The following is an 18,521-nucleotide window of genomic DNA, read 5'->3' as shown; positions in this document are numbered from 1 at the left end:
CCCGACGTTTTCAGGTCATCCGTTTCGCTTTCTCGATCGCCTCGTCCATGGTGCGGGCAAAGCGGATTCTGCCAGGCCGGGTACGCACACCGGCACGTCGCAGCTTGAGGATGATTCGGGGTTGCAGATTGCTGATTACCAGCCCGACATTCTTCGCCGCGAGATTGGCCACGATTGATTCCATGGCCACGATAGCGCTCATGTCCACCATGGTGACTTCCGTCATATCGAGCACAATCACCCGTACCTCGGGTGTAATGGCGGTGATGTTCTTCAGGGCCTTCTGGGCGGAGCCAAAAAAAAGCGGGCCATTGATGTCGTAGATCGATATCTGGCTCGGTAATTCCAGTTCATTCATCCGCCCGGATTCAACCTTGGTATTCTCCGTCAGGCGGATGCTCCTATGGATGAATAACATGGCGGCCAAGCCCATGCCGACACCGACGGCAATGGTCATATCGAACAGCACGGTCAGGAGAAAGCAGGTGACCAGGGTGAGAATGTCGTCCCGGGGCGCAATTTTCAGCGTGCGGATAAAATGCTTCGCCTCACTCATGTTCCAGGCCACCATCAGCAGCAGCGCCGCCATGGATGCCATCGGAATGTAGGCGAGCACCGGGGAGAGGGAGAGGATGGCGACCAGGATGAACAGGCCGTGCACGACCGATGCGAGGGGTGATGTGCCGCCTGCCCTGACGTTCGCCGCAGTACGTGCGATAGCCGCTGTAGCCGGGATTCCGCCGAACAGTGAGGCGACCATATTGCCGATACCCTGGCCGATCAGCTCATCATTGGGGTTGTGTTTTTTTCCTGACATGCCGTCTGCCACTACGGCGCATAGCAGTGATTCGAGTGATCCCAGTATGGCAATGGTGATGGCCGATGCCAGCAATGTGTTGAGCAGGCTGAAGCTGAACCCGATCGAATTGCCTTCAGCATCCGGCAGGTTCCATGGCCACTCGAAGCCGGGGAGGAAGGGGGGTATGCCACTCCCGGTTATGCCGTTCAATTCATAGTGAAACCGGCTGCCGATGGTGGCGACCGAGAAGTCAGAGGTGATCTGGCTAATCAGCCAAGCGGCGACCGAGCCGATCAGCAAGGCCACCAAATGACCTGGAATTCGGGATTGCAGTCTTGGCCACAGGATCAGTACACCCAGACTCAGAGTGCCGATCATTGTCTCCTGCCAGTTGATGCTGGGCACTGATTGCAGAATCAGCCAAAGCTTGTCGATGTAATGTCCGTCCAGCGACTGGATATTCAGGCCTAGAAAGTCCTTGATCTGAAAGGTGGCAATAACCACCCCGATACCGGCGGTAAAACCGACGGTGACAGGATAGGGAACAATTTCTATTAATCGTCCCAGCCGTGCCAGGCCCAGCAGCACGAGTATTATTCCAGCCAGAAAACCGCTAACCAGCAACCCGCCAATCCCGTACTGCTGGACAATTGGTAGCAGCACCACAACGAAAGCGGCTGTCGGGCCAGAGATATTCACCTTGGAGCCGCCGGTCAGGGCGATGACAATGCCGGCAACTATGGCGGTATAGAGACCATGCTGTGGTGGCACCCCGCTGGCAATCGCCAACGCCATGGAGAGCGGCAATGCGATAACGCCGACGGTGAGTCCAGCCAGAATATTCGATTGAATACTGGACAGGGATCTTTCATTGACGAGAGCGGTCCTGAGTGCGGAAAACATCGATGATGCCTGACTGTGAGAGTTAATGGGGCCTGCGGTGAGTGGGTTGAACCAGGGTTTATCACCCAACTGTAAAGGGCGCCTGAATGGCGCCCTTTACGGTGAGTTTGTTTGGGATTGCCTCGGGCTTTACTCGGCTTCCTTGTCCCGCTCAATCAGTGCATAGGCTGAATGGTTGTGGATGGATTCGAAGTTTTCCGACTCCACGATATAGGCGCAGAAGCGTTCATCCCTGTCCAGCATGCCGGCCACATCCCGCACCATGTCCTCGACAAACTTGGGGTTGTCATAGGCACGCTCGGTGACGAACTTTTCATCCGGCCGTTTCAGCAGGCCGTAGAGTTCGCAGGAGGCCTGGCTCTCTACCAGATCGATAATCTCCTCGACCCAGACAAAGCCACAGGTTCTGACCTGCACGGTGACATGGGAGCGCTGGTTGTGTGCGCCGCGATCGGAGATCTTCTTGGAGCAGGGGCAGAGGCTGGTGACCGGCACCTGGACCTTGATGTAGGTGATCGGCTTGCCGCCATGCACTTCGCCAATGAAGGTAACGTCATAGTCCAGCAGGCTCTGTACGCCGGAGATGGGGGCCGTCTTGTTGATGAAGTAGGGGAAGTTCATCTCGATGTGGCCCGACTCCGCTTCCAGCTTCTCGGCCATCTCTGCCAGCATCACCTTGAAGTTGGAAATGCTGATCTCTTTTTCGTGGGAGTTGAGTATCTCCACGAAGCGCGACATGTGGGTACCCTTGAAGTTGTGCGGCAGGTTCACATACATGTTGAACGTGGCGATGGTGTGCTGCTCGCCGTCGCTACGGTCTTTGACCCGCACCGGGTGACGGATGTCTTTGATACCCACCTTGTTGATGGCGATCTGCCGGGTATCGACGCTGCTCTGTACGTCAGCAATCTCAGTGGTGGTGGTCACTGTCTCTATTCCTCGCTACAACGGTGCGCACACGATCAGCCTACGCATCCAACAATTATGCCCTTACTTGCAATCTACCCCGTTTGACGACGGGCGAACACCGGCGGATTGCCGGGTTTTGCGCTTGCCGGGGCACAGGTGGCTGTCAGGGAACCCGGGATTATGATGGTTGGCATGCTTCTGTGCAACATCAGTGTCGGTTAATGTTCCGCCTGTTGCTGATGAAAACGCAATAAATCAATGGGTTGGGCAGATTCTTCGCGCACGGATCAGTGCGTCGATAACTCATTGGATGATTCAGGTCGGGAATAGTTGCCGATTAAGCCTATTTACGGGTCACTACCCTGGTAATTAAGTGGAATAGTGGTTTTCAACTCTGTGCTCGAATGGGTGTTGTCGCTAACCACTTGTTGTCGTTCATAAAAATGTCAGCGCTTTGACAAGAGACTGATATATATCAGAAAAAACGGCTTGGCACAGCCGTTGCAAATCCGTCCCCCCAGGACGCGGCAGAAAGATTTAAACAATGCCGCGCCACCCAACCAAGTGCACTGGAGGAGTCGGGTAATGAGCGAGACCTTTTACGATGTGATGCGGCGACAGGGGATCACCCGCCGCAGCTTTTTGAAATACTGCAGTTTGACCGCCTCGGCGCTCGGACTGGGGCCGGCCTTCGCGCCGACTATCGCCGCGGCGATGGAGACCAAACCGCGCATTCCGGTGCTCTGGCTGCACGGCCTGGAGTGTACCTGCTGCTCTGAATCTTTTATCCGCTCGGCCCATCCGCTGGCCAAGGATGTGGTGTTGTCGATGATCTCGCTGGATTACGACGACACCATCATGGCGGCCGCCGGTCATGAGGCGGAGGCGATTATCGAAGAGATTATCGAAAAATATGACGGCAACTATATCCTGGCGGTGGAGGGCAATCCGCCGCTGGATGAGGATGGCATGTACTGCATTATCGGAGGCAAGCCGTTCGTGGAGCAGTTGCGCAAGGCGGCCGAGCACTGTAAGGCGATCATTTCCTGGGGCTCCTGCGCCTCCTGGGGCTGTGTGCAGGCGGCGCGTCCCAATCCCACCCGCGCGACACCGGTGCACAAGGTGCCGGGCCTAGCCACCAAGCCGATCATCAAGGTACCCGGTTGTCCGCCCATCGCCGAGGTGATGACCGCGGTGATCACCTACATCCTCACCTTCGAGCGTTTCCCCCAGCTCGATCGTCAGGGTCGACCGCTGATGTTTTACAGCCAGCGGATTCATGACAAGTGCTACCGCCGTCCCCATTTCGATGCCGGCCAGTTTGTCGAGCACTGGGATGATGAGGCGGCGCGCAAGGGTTACTGCCTCTACAAGATGGGCTGTAAGGGACCCACCACCTACAACGCCTGTTCCACGGTGCGCTGGAACGGTGGCCTGTCATTTCCGATCCAGGCCGGTCACGGCTGTATCGGCTGTTCCGAGGACGGCTTCTGGGACAAGGGTAGCTTTTATGACCGGGTTACCGACACCCACCAGTTTGGTATTGAGGCCAATGCCGACAAGGTAGGTATTGCTGCTGCCGGCACCGTGGGCGCCGCAGCCGCGGCCCACCTGGCGGTCACCGCCATCAAACAGGCGCAGCATAAAGGGGATCAGGATCAATGAGCACGAAACAGACACCCAACGGTTTTTCCCTGGACGACTCCGGCAAGCGGGTAGTGGTTGATCCGGTCACGCGGATCGAGGGCCACATGCGCTGCGAAGTGAATGTGGACAGGAACAACGTAATCCGCAACGCCGTCTCCACCGGCACCATGTGGCGCGGCCTGGAGGTGATCCTCAAGGGACGCGACCCGCGCGACGCCTGGGCCTTCACTCAGCGTATCTGCGGCGTCTGCACCGGCACCCATGCTCTCACCTCGGTGCGGGCGGTGGAAGACGCGCTGGCTATTCAGATCCCGGAGAACGCCAACTCGATCCGCAATATCATGCAGCTGGCCCTGCAGGTGCACGATCATCTGGTGCATTTCTATCACCTGCACGCCCTCGACTGGGTCAACCCGGTGAACGCCCTGAAGGCCGATCCCAAGGCGACCTCCGAGCTGCAGCAGAAGATCTCGCCGCGGCATGCGCTCTCCTCGCCGGGCTATTTCCGCGATATCCAGAACCGGCTGAAGAAGTTTGTTGAGTCCGGTCAATTGGGACCGTTCAAGAACGGCTACTGGAGCAACCCGGCTTACCTGTTGCCGCCGGAGGTGGACCTGATGGCGGTGACTCATTACCTGGAGGCGCTTGATTTCCAGAAGGAGATCGTCAAGGCCCGTACCATCTTCGGTGGCAAGGATCCCCATCCCAACTGGCTGGTGGGCGGCGTGCCCTGCCCCATCAACCTGGACGGTGTCGGTTCGGTCGGGGCGCTCAACATGGTCAACCTGAACCAGATCTCCTCGATCATCGATCAGGTGCGGGAGTTCGTGAACAACGTCTATGTGCCGGACCTGCTGGCGATTGCCGGTTTCTACAAGGGCTGGACCTATGGAGGCGGTCTCTCCGGCATGAACGTGCTGGCCTATGGTGATATCCCGGACCGGGCCAATGACTATTCGGCGGATAATCTGATGATGCCGCGCGGTGCCATTATCAATGGCAACCTGAAAGAGGTGCATGAGGTGGATCTACGTAATCCCGACGAGATCCAGGAGTTCGTACCGCACTCCTGGTACAAGTACCCGGATGAGTCGAAGGGGCTGCATCCCTGGGACGGGATCACCGAGGCTAACTTCCAGTTGGGGGCAAACACCCGGGGTAGCAAGACCGATATCCGCCAGATTGACGAGTCGGCCAAGTACTCCTGGATCAAGGCGCCGCGCTGGAAAGGGCACGCCATGGAGGTGGGGCCGCTGGCCCGCTATATCATCGGCTACGCCAAGGGCGACAAGGAGATCACCGAGCAAATTAATTTTACTCTCAAGACCCTGGACCTGCCGGTATCGGCACTCTTCTCCACTCTGGGGCGAACCGCCGCACGCGCTCTGGAAGCGCAGTGGGCGGCGGACAAGATGCGCTACTTCATGGACAAAATGCTGGCCAATATCAAGGCGGGCGACAGCAACACGGCGAACGTGGAGCGCTGGGACCCGGAGACCTGGCCAGCGGAGGTGAAGGGGGTTGGGTTTTCCGAGGCACCCCGTGGCGCCCTGGGACACTGGATCCGTATCAAGGACACTCGCATCGCCAACTACCAGTGCGTGGTACCCACCACCTGGAACGGTTCACCGCGGGACCAACAGGGCAACATCGGTGCCTTCGAGGCTGCGCTGCTGAACACCAAGGTGGAACGGCCGGAGGAGCCGGTGGAGATCCTGCGCACCCTGCACAGCTTCGATCCCTGTCTCGCCTGTTCCACCCATGTGATGAGCGAAGACGGTCAGGAGCTGGCTGAGGTCAAGGTCCGTTAATGGTCAGATCGTCTCAAAAGGAGGCACAATTATGCAGACAGAAATCAACACAGGGGCGGTCTATGTCTATGAAGCCCCGGTTCGGGTCTGGCATTGGGTCAACGCCCTCTCCATTACCTTGCTGGCGATTACCGGTTATCTGATTGCCCATCCGTTACCGACCCTGCCGGGGGAAGCCAGCGACCATTTCCTGATGGGTATTATCCGCTTCGTCCACTTTGCCGCGGCCTACATTTTTGCGGTTGGCTTCCTGGGCCGGATCTACTGGGCGATGGTGGGCAATAGATATTCCCGTCAGTTGTTCAAGTTGCCACTGTTGCGCCGGAAATTCTGGAAAGACCTGCTGCACGAAGTTCGCTGGTACGCCTTTTTGGAGAAGGAGCCGAAGAAGTACGTCGGCCATAATCCACTGGCTCACCTGTTCATGGTGGCGATCATCACCGTGGGGGGGGCGGTGATGTTGCTCACCGGCTTTGCCCTGTATGCGGAACAGACCGGCCTGGGCAGTTGGCAGGACAGCCTGTTTGGCTGGCTGATCCCGCTGGTAGGACAGAGCCAGGATGTGCGCCTGTGGCACCACTGGGGCATGTGGGTGATCGTGGTGTTCGTGATGCTGCATGTTTATGTGGCGATCCGCGAGGATATCGTTTCCCGCCAGAGCCTGATCAGCACCATGATCAGTGGTTGGCGCACCTTCAAGGATGACCGGCCATGAGCGGCGCGACAGCGAAGCGGCTGCCCCGCGTGCTGATCTTGGGAATCGGCAACCTGCTGTGGGCCGATGAGGGGTTCGGGGTGCGCGCGGTGGAGGCTTTTCAACAGCGCTATCACACGCCCGATTCCGTGCGGGTGCTGGATGGTGGCACCCAAGGGGTCTATCTGGTGCAAGAGGTGCGCGACGCCGATCTGCTGGTGGTGTTCGACGCCATTGACTACGGACTGCCACCCGGCACCCTGAAATTGATAGAGGGCGAGGCGGTACCGAAATACCTCGGGGTGAAGAAGGTGAGCCTGCACCAGACCGGCTTCCAGGAGGTGCTGGCCCTGGCGGAGATGCTGGGTGACTACCCGCAACAGCTGTTGCTGATCGGGGTGCAGCCGGAAGAGATCGAGGATTTCGGCGGCAGCCTGCGTCCGGCGATAAAGGCGCAGATCGAACCGGCCTTGCAGCACGCGGTGGCCTATCTGCGACGCCAGGGGATAGCGGTGCGACCTCGATCCTCGCCGCTTGAAATCGATCCCTACGCCGCTGCTATTGACGATATCCGTCGCTATGAAACGGAGCGGCCGGGGCCGGAGCAGGCGTGCCGGCTGGGGGATGAACGGGTGGTCTGGTCTGGCACCTATGAGGTGGGTTATCGACCGGCCGATCTGGAGGGGGAATTCCTGCAGGTTGGATTGGACCAGCACCTGGACTCCTATCGTCGGGCCCGGTTTGAGCGAGAGGAGTAGCAGATGCCATCAATACTGATTAGACAGATGATCCAACAGCAGGGTTATCCGGAACTGGATGAAACCACGCTGGAACCGTTTCTGGCGCGACAGGAACATTCGGTACTGTTTTTTACCGGTGATCCCAAACAGTATCCGGAGAGCGATGACGTAGCGGTGATCCTGCCCGAGCTGGCAGGCCGGTTTGCCGGCCGATTCAGCGTGGCAGTGGTGGCCCGCGAGGCGGAACTGGCATTGCAAAAACGCTTTCCCTTTAGCAGTTGGCCGGCGCTGGTGTTTTTGCGCGGCGAGCAGTATCTGGGGGCGATCACCCGGGTACAGAACTGGGGCGACTACCTGGGTGAGATCGAGCGGCTGTTGAGTGCCGATGCGTTGCATGTGCGTGGCGTCGGTATTCCGGTGGTGGCTGCCGGCCGGGGTTAGCAGCAGACTGAGGAGACAAATCATGGGTTATTACGAACTGCCGGTTGCGGCCGTCGGCGTGGGAACACAGCCTTCGGAAACGGACGGGGCCGAGCTGAACTATCAGGCGATGCCAGAAAGTATGTCGACTTTTGCCATGCCCGAGATTCCGGAACCGGAGGTGGTGGGGGATCTGCTGCAGGCCCGTCAGCTACTGGATGATGTACAGGGTGTCCTGAGGGATTATCGGGTCGGTGATCCCCCCTCACTGTTTGAGTTAAGTGATCTGGATAGGGACAACCTGGCGCTGCTGGATCAGTTGCTGGGAGAAGGGGAGGTGAGCATCGTGGTTGCCGGTAAATCGCAGACACGGATTCAGGAATCGGTACTGGCGGGCCTGTGGCGGGTCCGCTACCTGGACCGGGAGGGTACCTTGCTACGTGATACCTTGGAGGTAGCGGATATCCCCGGACTGGTGCGCCAGGCCACCTTTGCAGCGGCGGCAGAGCATCTGGTTCTGCCGGATGCCCCCCTGCCGGAGGGGGTGCTGAATGCACCGCCACTGGTGGCGGAACTGGATGAAAAATCGCTCGCCTACCGTCCTGCTGTGCCACCCCACGTGATCAACCTGACCCTGCTGCCACAGACCGAGCAGGACCTGGCCTTTCTCGACCAGCTGTTGGGTGCCGGTTCGGTCACCATCCTCTCACGGGGTTATGGCAACTGCCGTATCACCAGCACCCAGATGCGCTACGTCTGGTGGGTGCAATACTTCAACTCCCAGGATAACAACATCCTCAATACCCTGGAGGTGACCGACGTGCCGGCGGTGGCCTGTGCCGCCCCGGAAGACATTGCCGATAGTGCTCAGCGACTCAATGAAATCCTGGAGATTTACCGATGAGCGCGGCCTTTTTTGCCGGCTCTTACGGTGGCAGCGCGGACAAGCTTAACGACGAGTCGCGGCTGGAGTGCAAGATCTGCTGGTATGTCTACGATCCGGTGGAGGGTGACCCCTACTGGCAGATCCCACCGGGCACAGCGTTCTCCAAGTTGCCGGCTGACTGGAGCTGTCCCAACTGTGACGGCCGTAAGGACGATTTTATGGTAATGCCGTGAGTGGGCCCAAGCGACCGGTCGAGGTGGTCCGTCTGGAGGGGCTGTTTCGTCATATCGAACAGACCCGCATGGTCGGGGTGCCGATACTCAACCCGGCACTGTGGGTGCAGGCGGTGGATTTTATCCCCTGGAAAGGCTACCAGTTGGGGGTGCTGATTACCCCCTGGTTCATGAACCTGATCCTGCTGGGTGGCACAGAGGCCGACTGCCTTGCCAAGCGCCGACCGGGGGAGAAGATCACTCACGCCTTTCCTTCCGGGTTGTACGAATTCATTGTCGCCGAGGATCCGGCGCTTGATCACCATCAGGGCCGCTACCAGGCCTGTTCCCTGTTTTCACCCATGCAGCCGTTCGACTCCCAGGAGCTGGCGGTAGCGACCGCACAGGAGATTATGCGTGGTCTCATGCTTGAGGAGAACCGCTCTGAAGTCGTGACCCGCAGCCGGGAGATTGCCGAGGCGTGGGCGGGCGGTGATGAGTTGGCGACGGATACAGAGACAGAAAGCGTCCCACTCGAAGAGGGACCGAGCCTGTCCGAGCGGCTGGAGACTCCATTGACCCGGCGCGAGCTGTTCACCGGATTGTCGTAGGGGCAACCTCCTGTGGTCGCCCGGCAGGCTGGGATTGATGCGAACAAAGGGCAGGCACGGGGGGCCGGCACCTACACCTTATTATCCAGATAGGCAGGGTTTTTCGTTCCCACGCTCTGCGTGGGAATGCATACCGCACGATAACCGCGTGGGCACAAACTAGGTGCCCACCCTACTGGACTGCGAACCTTTTTATTCAGGGTTGCCCGATAGGCTGGGTGGTCGATAAAGGGGCATACACAGGGTCTGCCCCTACCCATGTTTATCTTGATAGATGGCGAGTGATCGGTGGGCGTTGACTCAAACGTCACGATTGACGATATAGTCGGCCAGCCAGCGCAGCGGGTCGGCACGCTCATCCAATTCCGAGAGGCTGGCGAGGGCATCCTGGCGCAGGTTCTGGGCCAGCTCCTTGGCGCCTTTCAGTCCGATCAGGGAAGGATAAGTCGGTTTGCCGTTGGCCTGGTCCTTGCCTTGGGTCTTGCCGAGGGTGGCGGTATCGCCCTCCACATCCAGGATATCGTCCTGTACCTGGAAGGCGAGGCCGATGCAGTTGGCGTAGTGTTCCAGTTGACGGGTCTGGGCCGGTTCAGCCTTCGTGGCCGCCAGACAACCCAGCTTCACACTGGCGTGGATCAGGGCGCCGGTCTTGTGGATATGCATGTTTTCCAACTGGGCCAGATCGATTTGCCTCCCCACCGCCGCCAGATCCAGGGCCTGTCCACCCGCCATGCCGCGGGAACCGCTGGCGTGGGCCAGGGTTTCGAGCATTTCCAGTCTAATATGCGGCGCGAAGGGGGATACTTCATCCTTACACAATACCTTGAAGGCGAGGGTCTGCAGGGCGTCGCCGGCGAGTATCGCCGTGGCTTCATCAAATGCCTTATGACAGGTAGGTCGACCGCGTCTGAGATCATCATCATCCATGGCTGGTAGATCGTCATGGATCAGGGAATAGGCGTGGATCAGCTCGACCGCGCAGGCCGGCCCATCAAGTTGCTCCGGCTCCACACCCAATGCTGCGCCGGCGGCGTAGACCAGCATGGGGCGGATGCGTTTGCCGCCGTTCAGGGTGGCGTAGCGCATGGCCCGATGCAACTGCTGGGGCTGGATGCTATCGGCAGGCAGTTGTAGTTCGAGAGCCGCATTCACCTGTTGTTGACACTGAATCAGGTACTGCTTGAGGGCGGACTCAGTTGTCACGGTCAAAGGGTTCCGGTTCGGCGTCGATGCGCTGGTCGGAGAGGATCTGAACTTTTTGTTCCGCCTCCTTCAGGGCCATCTGACAGGTGCGGGTGAGGGCTACGCCCCGCTCAAAGGACTTCAGGGACTCTTCCAGGGAGAGGTCGCCCTGCTCCAGGGTCTCCACCAGGGACTCCAGTTCGCTCAGGGCCTGTTCGAACGAAGGTTCACTGTTTTCGTTAATGACGGGTTCTTTTTTCGGCACGGTGAGGCTCGTTGTTGGTTTGCATGGGTAAACCTTAACCAGAGGAAGGGTGGCGGTCAATCGGTGCTGTTGCAACAGCGGACAGCGAACCGAGACCGATTCCGCTTCGTCTGCAGGGCGCGAGGCTGCCCCTCGCATCGCTTCGTGGGGGCGTGTAAACTCTGGCTCCATTGTGTGTCAATCAGTCAGGTTTTTAATCCATGAGCAGCAGTTCTTACGACGCTTCCGCCATTGAGGTGCTGAGTGGCCTGGAGCCGGTGCGTAAACGCCCCGGCATGTATACCGATACCAGCCGCCCAAATCACCTGGCTCAGGAGGTGATCGACAACAGCGTGGATGAAGCGGTCGCCGGCCACGCCACCACCATCGAGGTCACCCTGTACAAGGACGGCTCGCTTGAGGTGAAGGATGACGGCCGTGGCATGCCGGTGGATATTCATCCGCAGCAGGGCCTGCCTGGAGTTGAGGTGATTCTCACCAAGCTGCATGCGGGCGGCAAGTTCTCCAACAAGAATTACCAGTTCTCCGGTGGTCTGCACGGTGTCGGTGTGTCGGTGGTGAACGCGCTATCGAAGCATCTGGAAATCTGGGTCAAACGTGACGGTGCCGAGTACAACATGGCCTTTGCCGGTGGCCACAAGGCGTCCGATCTGGAAGAGGTGGGCCGGGTTGGCAAGAACAACACCGGCACCCGGCTGCGCTTCTGGCCGGATGCCAAATATTTTGATTCAGGGAAATTCTCGGTGCGCCAGTTGCTGCATGTATTGCGCGCCAAGGCGGTACTCTGTCCCGGGTTGAAGGTGCTGTTTCTGGATGAGAACAGTGGCGACAACTACGAGTGGTATTACGAGGATGGTCTGCAGGACTATCTGCTGGATGCCCTGCAGGGGCTGGAGTTGTTACCCGAGCCCCCGTTTGTCGGCTCCATGTCCGGAAATTCCGAGGCGGCCGACTGGGCCGTGGCCTGGCTGCCGGAGGGCGGTGAGGCGGTCACCGAGAGCTATGTCAACCTGATTCCTACCGCTCAGGGCGGTACCCACGTCAACGGGCTGCGTTCCGGTCTTACCGACGCGGTGCGGGAGTTCTGCGAATTTCGCAACCTGCTGCCGCGCGGGGTCAAACTGGCGCCGGAGGATGTGTGGGGTCGCTGCTGCTACATCCTGTCGGTGAAGCTGGCCGATCCACAGTTCTCCGGCCAGACCAAGGAGCGACTCTCCTCCCGCGAGTGTGCGGCCTTTGTATCGGGCGTGGTGAAAGACGCCTTCAGCCTCTGGCTGAACCAGCATACCGATGCTGGTGAACGGCTGGCCGATATGGCGATCAATGCTGCCCAGTCCCGCTTGCGGGCGGGCCGCAAGGTGCTGCGCAAGAAGGTGACCCAGGGGCCCGCGTTGCCCGGCAAGCTGGCCGATTGCAGCAGTGTGGATACCACCCGTAGCGAGCTGTTCCTGGTGGAGGGTGATTCCGCCGGCGGTTCGGCCAAGCAGGCACGGGACCGGGAGTTTCAGGCGATCATGCCGTTACGGGGCAAGATCCTGAATACCTGGGAAGTGGACTCCGCCGAGGTGCTGGCGTCCCAGGAGGTGCATGACATCTCGGTGGCGATCGGCGTGGAGCCGGGCTCCGATGATCTGAGTAAGCTGCGTTTCGGCAAGATCTGTATCCTCGCCGATGCCGACTCGGACGGCGCTCATATCGCCACGCTGCTCTGTGCCCTGTTCCTGCGGCATTTCCGCAAGCTGGTGCAGGAGGGGCATGTTTATGTGGCGATGCCGCCGCTCTACCGGATCGATGTGGGTAAACATATCTTTTACGCGCTGGACGACTCCGAGCGTCAGGGCGTGCTGGATCGGATCGCCGCGGAGAAACTGACCGGCAAGGTAAGTGTCCAACGCTTCAAGGGGCTGGGCGAAATGAATCCACTGCAACTGCGCGAGACTACTATTGATCCGGATACCCGGCGGCTGGTGCAATTGACCATCGACGCGGGTGATGACACCAACGGTATGATGGATATGCTGCTGGCGAAGAAGCGGGCCTCGGACCGCAAGCATTGGCTACAGGAGAAAGGTGATCTGGCGGAGGTGTAATCGTTGTCTCCCTGCCGGTGACTTCAGACTATGACGAAATCAACAAGCAGATGTAATTTATGGGTCGGCTTGATCGCACTCCTGCTGTCACAGGCGGGGCTGGCGGAGAGCAATAGTCCCCTGACGGCAAAGAAGGGGGACGCCAATTTTTACGGGCCAAACGAGTCGGTCAATCCCAATGTGGAGGAGTATGAGTGGACTGAGAAAGATTCCCAGCTTCCACCCTTTCCGGAAGATGACAATCTGATTGAATTTCAGGTCACCCGACCCAGCGCCTCTTTCAGCTATTTTATCGACGCCAACTCCATCAGCTATACCGAGGCGGATGGAGTTGTGCGCTATACCCTGGTGATCAGATCCCGCAACGGGGCGAATAATGTCGCCTTCGAGGGAATGCGTTGTACGACGAATGAATACAAGACCTACGCTTTTGGTAATGGCGAGGGCAAGTTCGTGCGGCCGCGTCGCATCGAATGGAAGCCGATTTCGGAGAATGGCTATACCCGCTATCGCAAGGACCTGGCCGAGTTCTATTTCTGCAATTTCCATATTGTGGATCTCAGCGCGGAAAAGATCATCCGTGAACTCAAATATGCCAGACCGCAGGTCCGAGAATCAGGGTTTTACTAGGAGTTTGTCGGGCTTTTCCGCAGTAGATCAGTGTTAAGTCCGACAGACTCCTAGACCAGGCCCAACCCCGGCGGAGCTTCAAACACCGGTGTAAAGATGGAGCGCCAGCGTAGCGACACCCAGCATCACCAGGGCAAAGCCCGCATTCATGCGCAGCAGTGTGAAGGCATTGATATGGTATCGGCCCTGAATGGTCAGATGCAGGCCGGAAAAGGGTGTGGTGCTGACGCCAATCGCCCAGGTCATGAGGAAAGTGATGGCGAGCAGATTGGGGTCGACGCCCAGCGGTGAGAGGATGCCCCCGGCAGTGGCGATACTGATGACGGGATGAATGCCGATCACCGATACCGATACCATTGCCAGCAACAGCAGGCTCGCCTCAGTGGCCCCGAAAGTCTGCACATCCACCGAGAGGTTGCTGGCCTGGATGGCGCTTGCGATACCGGTGGCCAGCACGCCGGCGGCGAGAAACAGCAGCAACTCACCTGACATGCGCGGCAGTCCGACGCGGATGTGTTGACGATAGGCGCCAAGCCCCGCTCTCCCATGTCGGAGCAGCAGCAACAGCAAGGTCACCGAGAGTGACAGGGTGGAGATCAGGGTCAGGATTGGGATGGTCGGCCAGGCGTGATGCAGCAGCATCAACATGAGTGCCAGCAGGGCCGGAATCCACAATGCACTGAACTGCATCGGATAGCCGTGAAAGCTGTCGGCACGGCTGTTGCGGGTCAGTTCCCAGCCAGTCAACAGCAATGCCAGCATGGCCACCGGAAAACCCACGGTGGAGAGGGTGGTCAGTTGAGATCCCGGGGCATTGGAGAGGGCGATACCCATGGCGGCAAAAAACGGTGACCAGCAGGCCGCCATGGCAAACCCGCGGGACAGTACGCAGGCCTGCAACGGCGTCATGGCCCGGTTGGCGGAGAGCCGGTCCCCGATGATGACAATCGAGGACATGTTGATCACGGTTCCGAGAAAATGAACCCCGAACAGGGTGCGCCAGAGTGGTCTGTCTCCCTGTGGCAATGCCTCGTCACAGATAGCGGGCTGGGTAACCAGCCTGAGGAAACTTACCGAGGCCAGCATGGCCAGCATGGCCTGATTGGTGCTGAACACCTTTTCAAATGGAATTACTGCGCCGGAGAGTGCCCCCCAGAGCAGTCCGCAGCCGCCCACCAGCAGCATGGCGATTACCTGAATTCGCTGCACCGTATTGGTGCTGGTTGCCAGCAGCAGGGCTGCCAGCCAACCGGCCCCACCCGCCAGATAGGCAGGAAGATTTCCATACAGACCGTGCAGGATCGACAGCAGCGCCATCAGGAACAGGATTGATCCTGCCAGCTTTTCGGCCGCCCGTTGGTGGAGTTGTTTCAAAGGCCCCGGGCTCCTGCGAGTAGGTGAGTGATACAGATGGGGCTGAGGTTTATCGTGGCCAAGGCAGCTCCAACGGGTTCAGTATCGGTAGGTGAGGGTTCAGCCGCAAATTTGGCTGAATAAATGCCTCCGATCATAACCGATCCTGATGCGTGACCGGGACGCCTTGTCATGGATTTCCCGATCTTGACACTCTGGTTGGCTCGGACCATCCTTGATTAAACGACCGTTTGAGGAGATCGTAATGGCTTCGGAAGTGCCGGTGTTGGAATACAGTCTGGGTGAAGAGATCGCCCATGCCGTGACCCATGGCATCGGCGTCGCCCTGAGCATCGCCGGTCTGGCGGTTCTGGTGGCCTTCTCTGCGCTCTATGGCGACGCCTGGCACATCGCCAGCAGCAGCATTTATGGTGCCACGCTGATCCTCTGCTATACCGCTTCGACGCTCTATCACAGTATTCCCCACCCCAAGGCCAAGCGGGTTTTGCGCCAGATTGATCATGCCACGATTTTTCTGCTGATTGCCGGCACCTATACCCCGTTTGCCCTGGTCAGTATGCGGGAGAGCTGGGGTTGGTGGCTGTTTGGCACGGTCTGGGGCATTGCTGTCGTCGGCATGATCTTCGAGCTGTTTACCGAGCAGCGCTACAAGAAGGTTTCACTCACGCTCTATCTGGGACTGGGTTGGCTGGCATTGGCGGCGGTTCAGCCGATGCTGGAGGCAATCGGGGTGGGCGGGCTGACCCTGCTGGTGATTGGTGGCCTGTTCTATTCCCTGGGCGTGATCTTCTATGCCTGGGAACGCTTGGCCTACAATCACGCCATCTGGCACCTGTTTGTGCTGGCGGGCAGTGCGTTCCATTTTTTTGCCGTGCTGTTTTACGTAATCCCGGACGGCCACTGGCTGTCGTTACCCCGCTGATTCCCTGTTTGCCCTCGGTTTGCCTGGCCCGCTCACGGGTTATGCAACTCCCTGTGACATCTGCCGGCGCTTTTCGTATGATCCCCCTCCATGTGTGATATCCGGGCGTCTGCTGGTGTTAAACCCGGCTGATTCCTGGCAACCGGTTTGACAGGGTGATATGAGTAACGGAATCGACCAGAGTATCGAGGGCATCGAGCGGATGCCGTTAAAGGTGTTTACCGAGAAGGCGTACCTGGATTACTCCATGTACGTGATCCTCGACCGGGCGTTGCCGTTTATCGGCGATGGCCTGAAGCCGGTGCAGCGGCGTATTGTCTATGCCATGTCGGAGCTGGGCCTTTCGGCCGGCTCCAAGCATAAAAAATCAGCCCGCACCGTGGGTGATGTACTGGGCAAGTTCCACCCGCACGGCGATTCCGCCTGTTATGAGGCGATGGTGCTGATGGCCCAGCCCTTCTCCTATCGCTACACTCTGGTTGATGGTCAGGGTAACTGGGGCTCGCCGGATGATCCCAAGTCCTTTGCCGCCATGCGCTACACCGAGGCGCGTCTGACCCCCTATGCCCAGGTGCTGCTCGCCGAGCTGGGCAAGGGGACGGTGGATTGGGTGCCCAATTTTGATGGCACCCTGAAAGAGCCATCCATGTTACCGGCCCGCCTGCCCAATCTGCTGCTCAACGGCACTACCGGTATCGCCGTGGGCATGGCCACCGATGTGCCGCCGCACAACCTGCGCGAAGTGGCGAGTGCCTGTATCCGGTTGCTGGAAAGTCCGAAGAGCACCCTGGAAGAGCTGTGTGAGCATATCCAGGGTCCGGATTATCCCACCGAGGCGGAGATCATCACCCCGCGTGAGGAGCTGATGAAGGTCTATGAAACCGGTGGTGGCAGCATCCGCATGCGCGCCCGCTATATCCGGGAACAGGGTGATGTGGTGATCACGGCGTTGCCGCACCAGGTCTCGGGGGCCAAGATCCTGGAACAGATCGCCCAGCAGATGCAGGCCAAGAAGCTGCCCATGGTGGAAGACCTGCGGGATGAGTCGGATCATGAGAATCCGACCCGCCTGGTGATTGTGCCGCGCTCCAATCGGGTTGATGTGGAGCGGCTGATGTCCCACCTGTTTGCCACCACCGATCTGGAGCGTACCTACCGGGTCAACATGAACGTGATTGGTCTCGACGGCAAGCCCCAGGTGAAGAACCTGCTGGGCCTGCTAAGGGAGTGGCTCGAGTTCCGTTATGAGACGGTGCGCCGCCGTCTGGAGCATCGTCTGGGCAAGGTACGAGACCGGCTGCATCTGCTGGATGGCCTGTTGATCGCATTCCTGAATCTGGATGAGGTGATCCGCATCATCCGCAGCGAGGATGAGCCGAAACCGGTATTGATGCAGCGCTTCGATCTGACCGAGTTACAGGCCGACTATATCCTGGATACCAAACTGCGCCAGTTGGCGCGGCTGGAAGAGATGAAGATCCGTGCCGAACAGGATGAGTTGGCAAAGGAGCAGGAGTGGCTGGAGAAGACGCTCGGTTCCAAGCAGCGCATGACCACCCTGATCCGCAAGGAGATCCAGGAGGATGCCGAGAAATACGGGGATGAGCGACGTTCACCCATTGTCGCGCGCCAGGCTGCCGAGGCGCTGGCCGAGACCGATCTCACCCCGAGCGAACCGGTCACCGTGGTGCTGTCCGAGAAGGGTTGGGCGCGGGCTGCCAAGGGGCATGACATCGATCCCGCCAGTCTCAGCTACAAGGCCGGCGACAATTATCTGGACTCCGCCCATTTGCGCAGTAACCAGGCAGCGGTATTCATCGACTCGACGGGGCGCAGCTATTCGGTGCCGGCGCATACCCTGCCGTCGGCCCGCAGTCAGGGAGAGCCCCTGACCGGGCGGCTGTCCCCCGCCAGCGGGGCTACTTTCAGCGTGGTGCTGGGGGGCGATCCGGAACAGTGGTATCTGGTTGCTTCCGATGCCGGCTACGGTTTCCTGGTGCAGTTGAAGGAACTGCATGCCAAAAACAAGGCCGGCAAGGCGCTGCTGACCCTGCCGAAAGGGGCCCGGGTACTGCATCCGGTGCAGGTGACCGATCGGGACAGCGATCGGGTGGTGGCTGTTACCAATGAGGGTCGCATGCTCACCTTCCCGGTTGCCGAACTGCCCGCCCTGAGTCGCGGCAAGGGCAACAAGATTATCGGTATCCCCGCCAAGCGGGTGGAGGATCGCATCGAATTTGTGGTGGCCGTAGCCTGCGTGCCCGAGGGCGGAAGGCTTACGGCCCACTCCGGCAAGCGCCATATTACGCTGAAACTGGCCGACCTGGAGCACTACCAGGGCGAGCGGGGTCGCCGGGGCAGCAAGCTGCCGCGCGGTTTCCAGAAGGTGGATCGGGTTGAGGTGGAGTTGTAGATTCTGGTTTTGC

Annotated in this window: 17 protein-coding genes; 12 read left to right on the top strand and 5 right to left on the bottom strand. The window is 59.2% G+C overall.

Features of this window, described 5'->3' with window-relative positions; all coding sequences use genetic code 11:
• Positions 1 to 10: 10 nt before the first annotated feature.
• Positions 11 to 1,702: a C4-dicarboxylic acid transporter DauA gene (dauA, locus tag ACHZBF_RS12995; protein WP_394707577.1), complete on the bottom strand. Its 1,692-nt coding sequence runs from the start codon at positions 1,700 to 1,702 to the stop codon at positions 11 to 13.
• A 129-nt stretch (positions 1,703 to 1,831) separates the two neighbouring features.
• Positions 1,832 to 2,629, bottom strand: coding sequence for a GTP cyclohydrolase FolE2 (gene folE2 / locus ACHZBF_RS12990; protein ID WP_245621628.1), 798 nt, complete (start codon positions 2,627 to 2,629; stop codon positions 1,832 to 1,834).
• Positions 2,630 to 3,196: 567 nt separating this feature from the next.
• On the opposite strand from folE2, the gene ACHZBF_RS12985 reads away from it, so the two are divergent.
• The 8 genes from ACHZBF_RS12985 to hybE are packed head-to-tail and all read left to right on the top strand — an operon-like array spanning position 3,197 to position 9,632.
• Positions 3,197 to 4,276, top strand: a complete 1,080-nt coding sequence (locus ACHZBF_RS12985) for a hydrogenase small subunit (protein ID WP_321528670.1) — start codon at positions 3,197 to 3,199, stop codon at positions 4,274 to 4,276.
• Positions 4,273 to 6,069 carry a nickel-dependent hydrogenase large subunit gene (locus tag ACHZBF_RS12980; protein WP_321528669.1) on the top strand — a complete coding sequence of 599 codons (1,797 nt, stop codon included), beginning with the start codon at positions 4,273 to 4,275 and terminating at the stop codon, positions 6,067 to 6,069. Before ACHZBF_RS12985 ends, ACHZBF_RS12980 begins: the two co-directional genes overlap by 4 nt.
• Positions 6,070 to 6,100: 31 nt before the next feature.
• A complete protein-coding gene (cybH, locus tag ACHZBF_RS12975; protein ID WP_321528668.1) occupies positions 6,101 to 6,784 on the top strand; it encodes a Ni/Fe-hydrogenase, b-type cytochrome subunit in 684 nt (227 codons plus the stop codon).
• Entirely contained in the window at positions 6,781 to 7,521 is a 741-nt protein-coding gene (locus ACHZBF_RS12970) for a HyaD/HybD family hydrogenase maturation endopeptidase (protein WP_321528667.1), read from the top strand. Before cybH ends, ACHZBF_RS12970 begins: the two co-directional genes overlap by 4 nt.
• A 3-nt stretch (positions 7,522 to 7,524) precedes the next feature.
• Positions 7,525 to 7,944: a thioredoxin domain-containing protein gene (locus ACHZBF_RS12965; RefSeq protein ID WP_321528666.1), complete on the top strand. Its 420-nt coding sequence runs from the start codon at positions 7,525 to 7,527 to the stop codon at positions 7,942 to 7,944.
• A 22-nt stretch (positions 7,945 to 7,966) separates the two neighbouring features.
• Entirely contained in the window at positions 7,967 to 8,827 is an 861-nt protein-coding gene (locus ACHZBF_RS12960; RefSeq protein ID WP_321528665.1) for a hydrogenase expression/formation protein, read from the top strand.
• Complete coding sequence (locus ACHZBF_RS12955) at positions 8,824 to 9,042, top strand: rubredoxin (protein WP_029131740.1); 219 nt, start codon at positions 8,824 to 8,826, stop codon at positions 9,040 to 9,042. The genes ACHZBF_RS12960 and ACHZBF_RS12955 overlap by 4 nt, the downstream gene beginning before the upstream one ends.
• A complete protein-coding gene (hybE, locus tag ACHZBF_RS12950) occupies positions 9,039 to 9,632 on the top strand; it encodes a [NiFe]-hydrogenase assembly chaperone HybE (protein ID WP_321528664.1) in 594 nt (197 codons plus the stop codon). The genes ACHZBF_RS12955 and hybE overlap by 4 nt, the downstream gene beginning before the upstream one ends.
• Positions 9,633 to 9,932: 300 nt before the next feature.
• Here the strand turns inward: hybE and ispA are convergent, their stop codons facing one another.
• Together ispA and ACHZBF_RS12940 are read right to left on the bottom strand one after the other, a co-directional pair.
• Positions 9,933 to 10,835, bottom strand: coding sequence for a (2E,6E)-farnesyl diphosphate synthase (gene ispA / locus ACHZBF_RS12945; protein ID WP_037374357.1), 903 nt, complete (start codon positions 10,833 to 10,835; stop codon positions 9,933 to 9,935).
• Complete coding sequence (locus ACHZBF_RS12940; protein WP_037374359.1) at positions 10,825 to 11,079, bottom strand: exodeoxyribonuclease VII small subunit; 255 nt, start codon at positions 11,077 to 11,079, stop codon at positions 10,825 to 10,827. The genes ispA and ACHZBF_RS12940 overlap by 11 nt, the downstream gene beginning before the upstream one ends.
• Positions 11,080 to 11,279: 200 nt before the next feature.
• On the opposite strand from ACHZBF_RS12940, the gene parE reads away from it, so the two are divergent.
• The gene (gene parE, locus ACHZBF_RS12935) at positions 11,280 to 13,169 is read left to right on the top strand and encodes a DNA topoisomerase IV subunit B (RefSeq protein ID WP_029131743.1); all 1,890 of its coding nucleotides are present in this window, start codon (positions 11,280 to 11,282) and stop codon (positions 13,167 to 13,169) included.
• A 30-nt stretch (positions 13,170 to 13,199) separates the two neighbouring features.
• Complete coding sequence (locus ACHZBF_RS12930; protein ID WP_321528663.1) at positions 13,200 to 13,799, top strand: CNP1-like family protein; 600 nt, start codon at positions 13,200 to 13,202, stop codon at positions 13,797 to 13,799.
• Between the two features lie 78 nt (positions 13,800 to 13,877).
• On the opposite strand, the gene ACHZBF_RS12925 is transcribed toward ACHZBF_RS12930, so the two are convergent.
• Entirely contained in the window at positions 13,878 to 15,173 is a 1,296-nt protein-coding gene (locus tag ACHZBF_RS12925; RefSeq protein WP_321528662.1) for a hypothetical protein, read from the bottom strand.
• Positions 15,174 to 15,417: 244 nt separating this feature from the next.
• Between ACHZBF_RS12925 and trhA the strand changes: the two genes are divergently transcribed.
• Together trhA and parC are read left to right on the top strand one after the other, a co-directional pair.
• Positions 15,418 to 16,095, top strand: a complete 678-nt coding sequence (gene trhA, locus ACHZBF_RS12920) for a PAQR family membrane homeostasis protein TrhA (protein ID WP_321528661.1) — start codon at positions 15,418 to 15,420, stop codon at positions 16,093 to 16,095.
• Positions 16,096 to 16,255: 160 nt separating this feature from the next.
• A complete protein-coding gene (gene parC / locus ACHZBF_RS12915; protein WP_029131745.1) occupies positions 16,256 to 18,508 on the top strand; it encodes a DNA topoisomerase IV subunit A in 2,253 nt (750 codons plus the stop codon).
• Positions 18,509 to 18,521 lie beyond the last annotated feature (13 nt).

The sequence above is a fragment of the Sedimenticola selenatireducens genome, from assembly GCF_963675335.2.
GTDB classification, from domain to species: domain Bacteria; phylum Pseudomonadota; class Gammaproteobacteria; order Chromatiales; family Chromatiaceae; genus Sedimenticola; species Sedimenticola selenatireducens.
The sequence above is the reverse complement of the archived record's forward strand: the minus strand, read 5'-3'. Positions and strand labels throughout refer to the sequence as shown.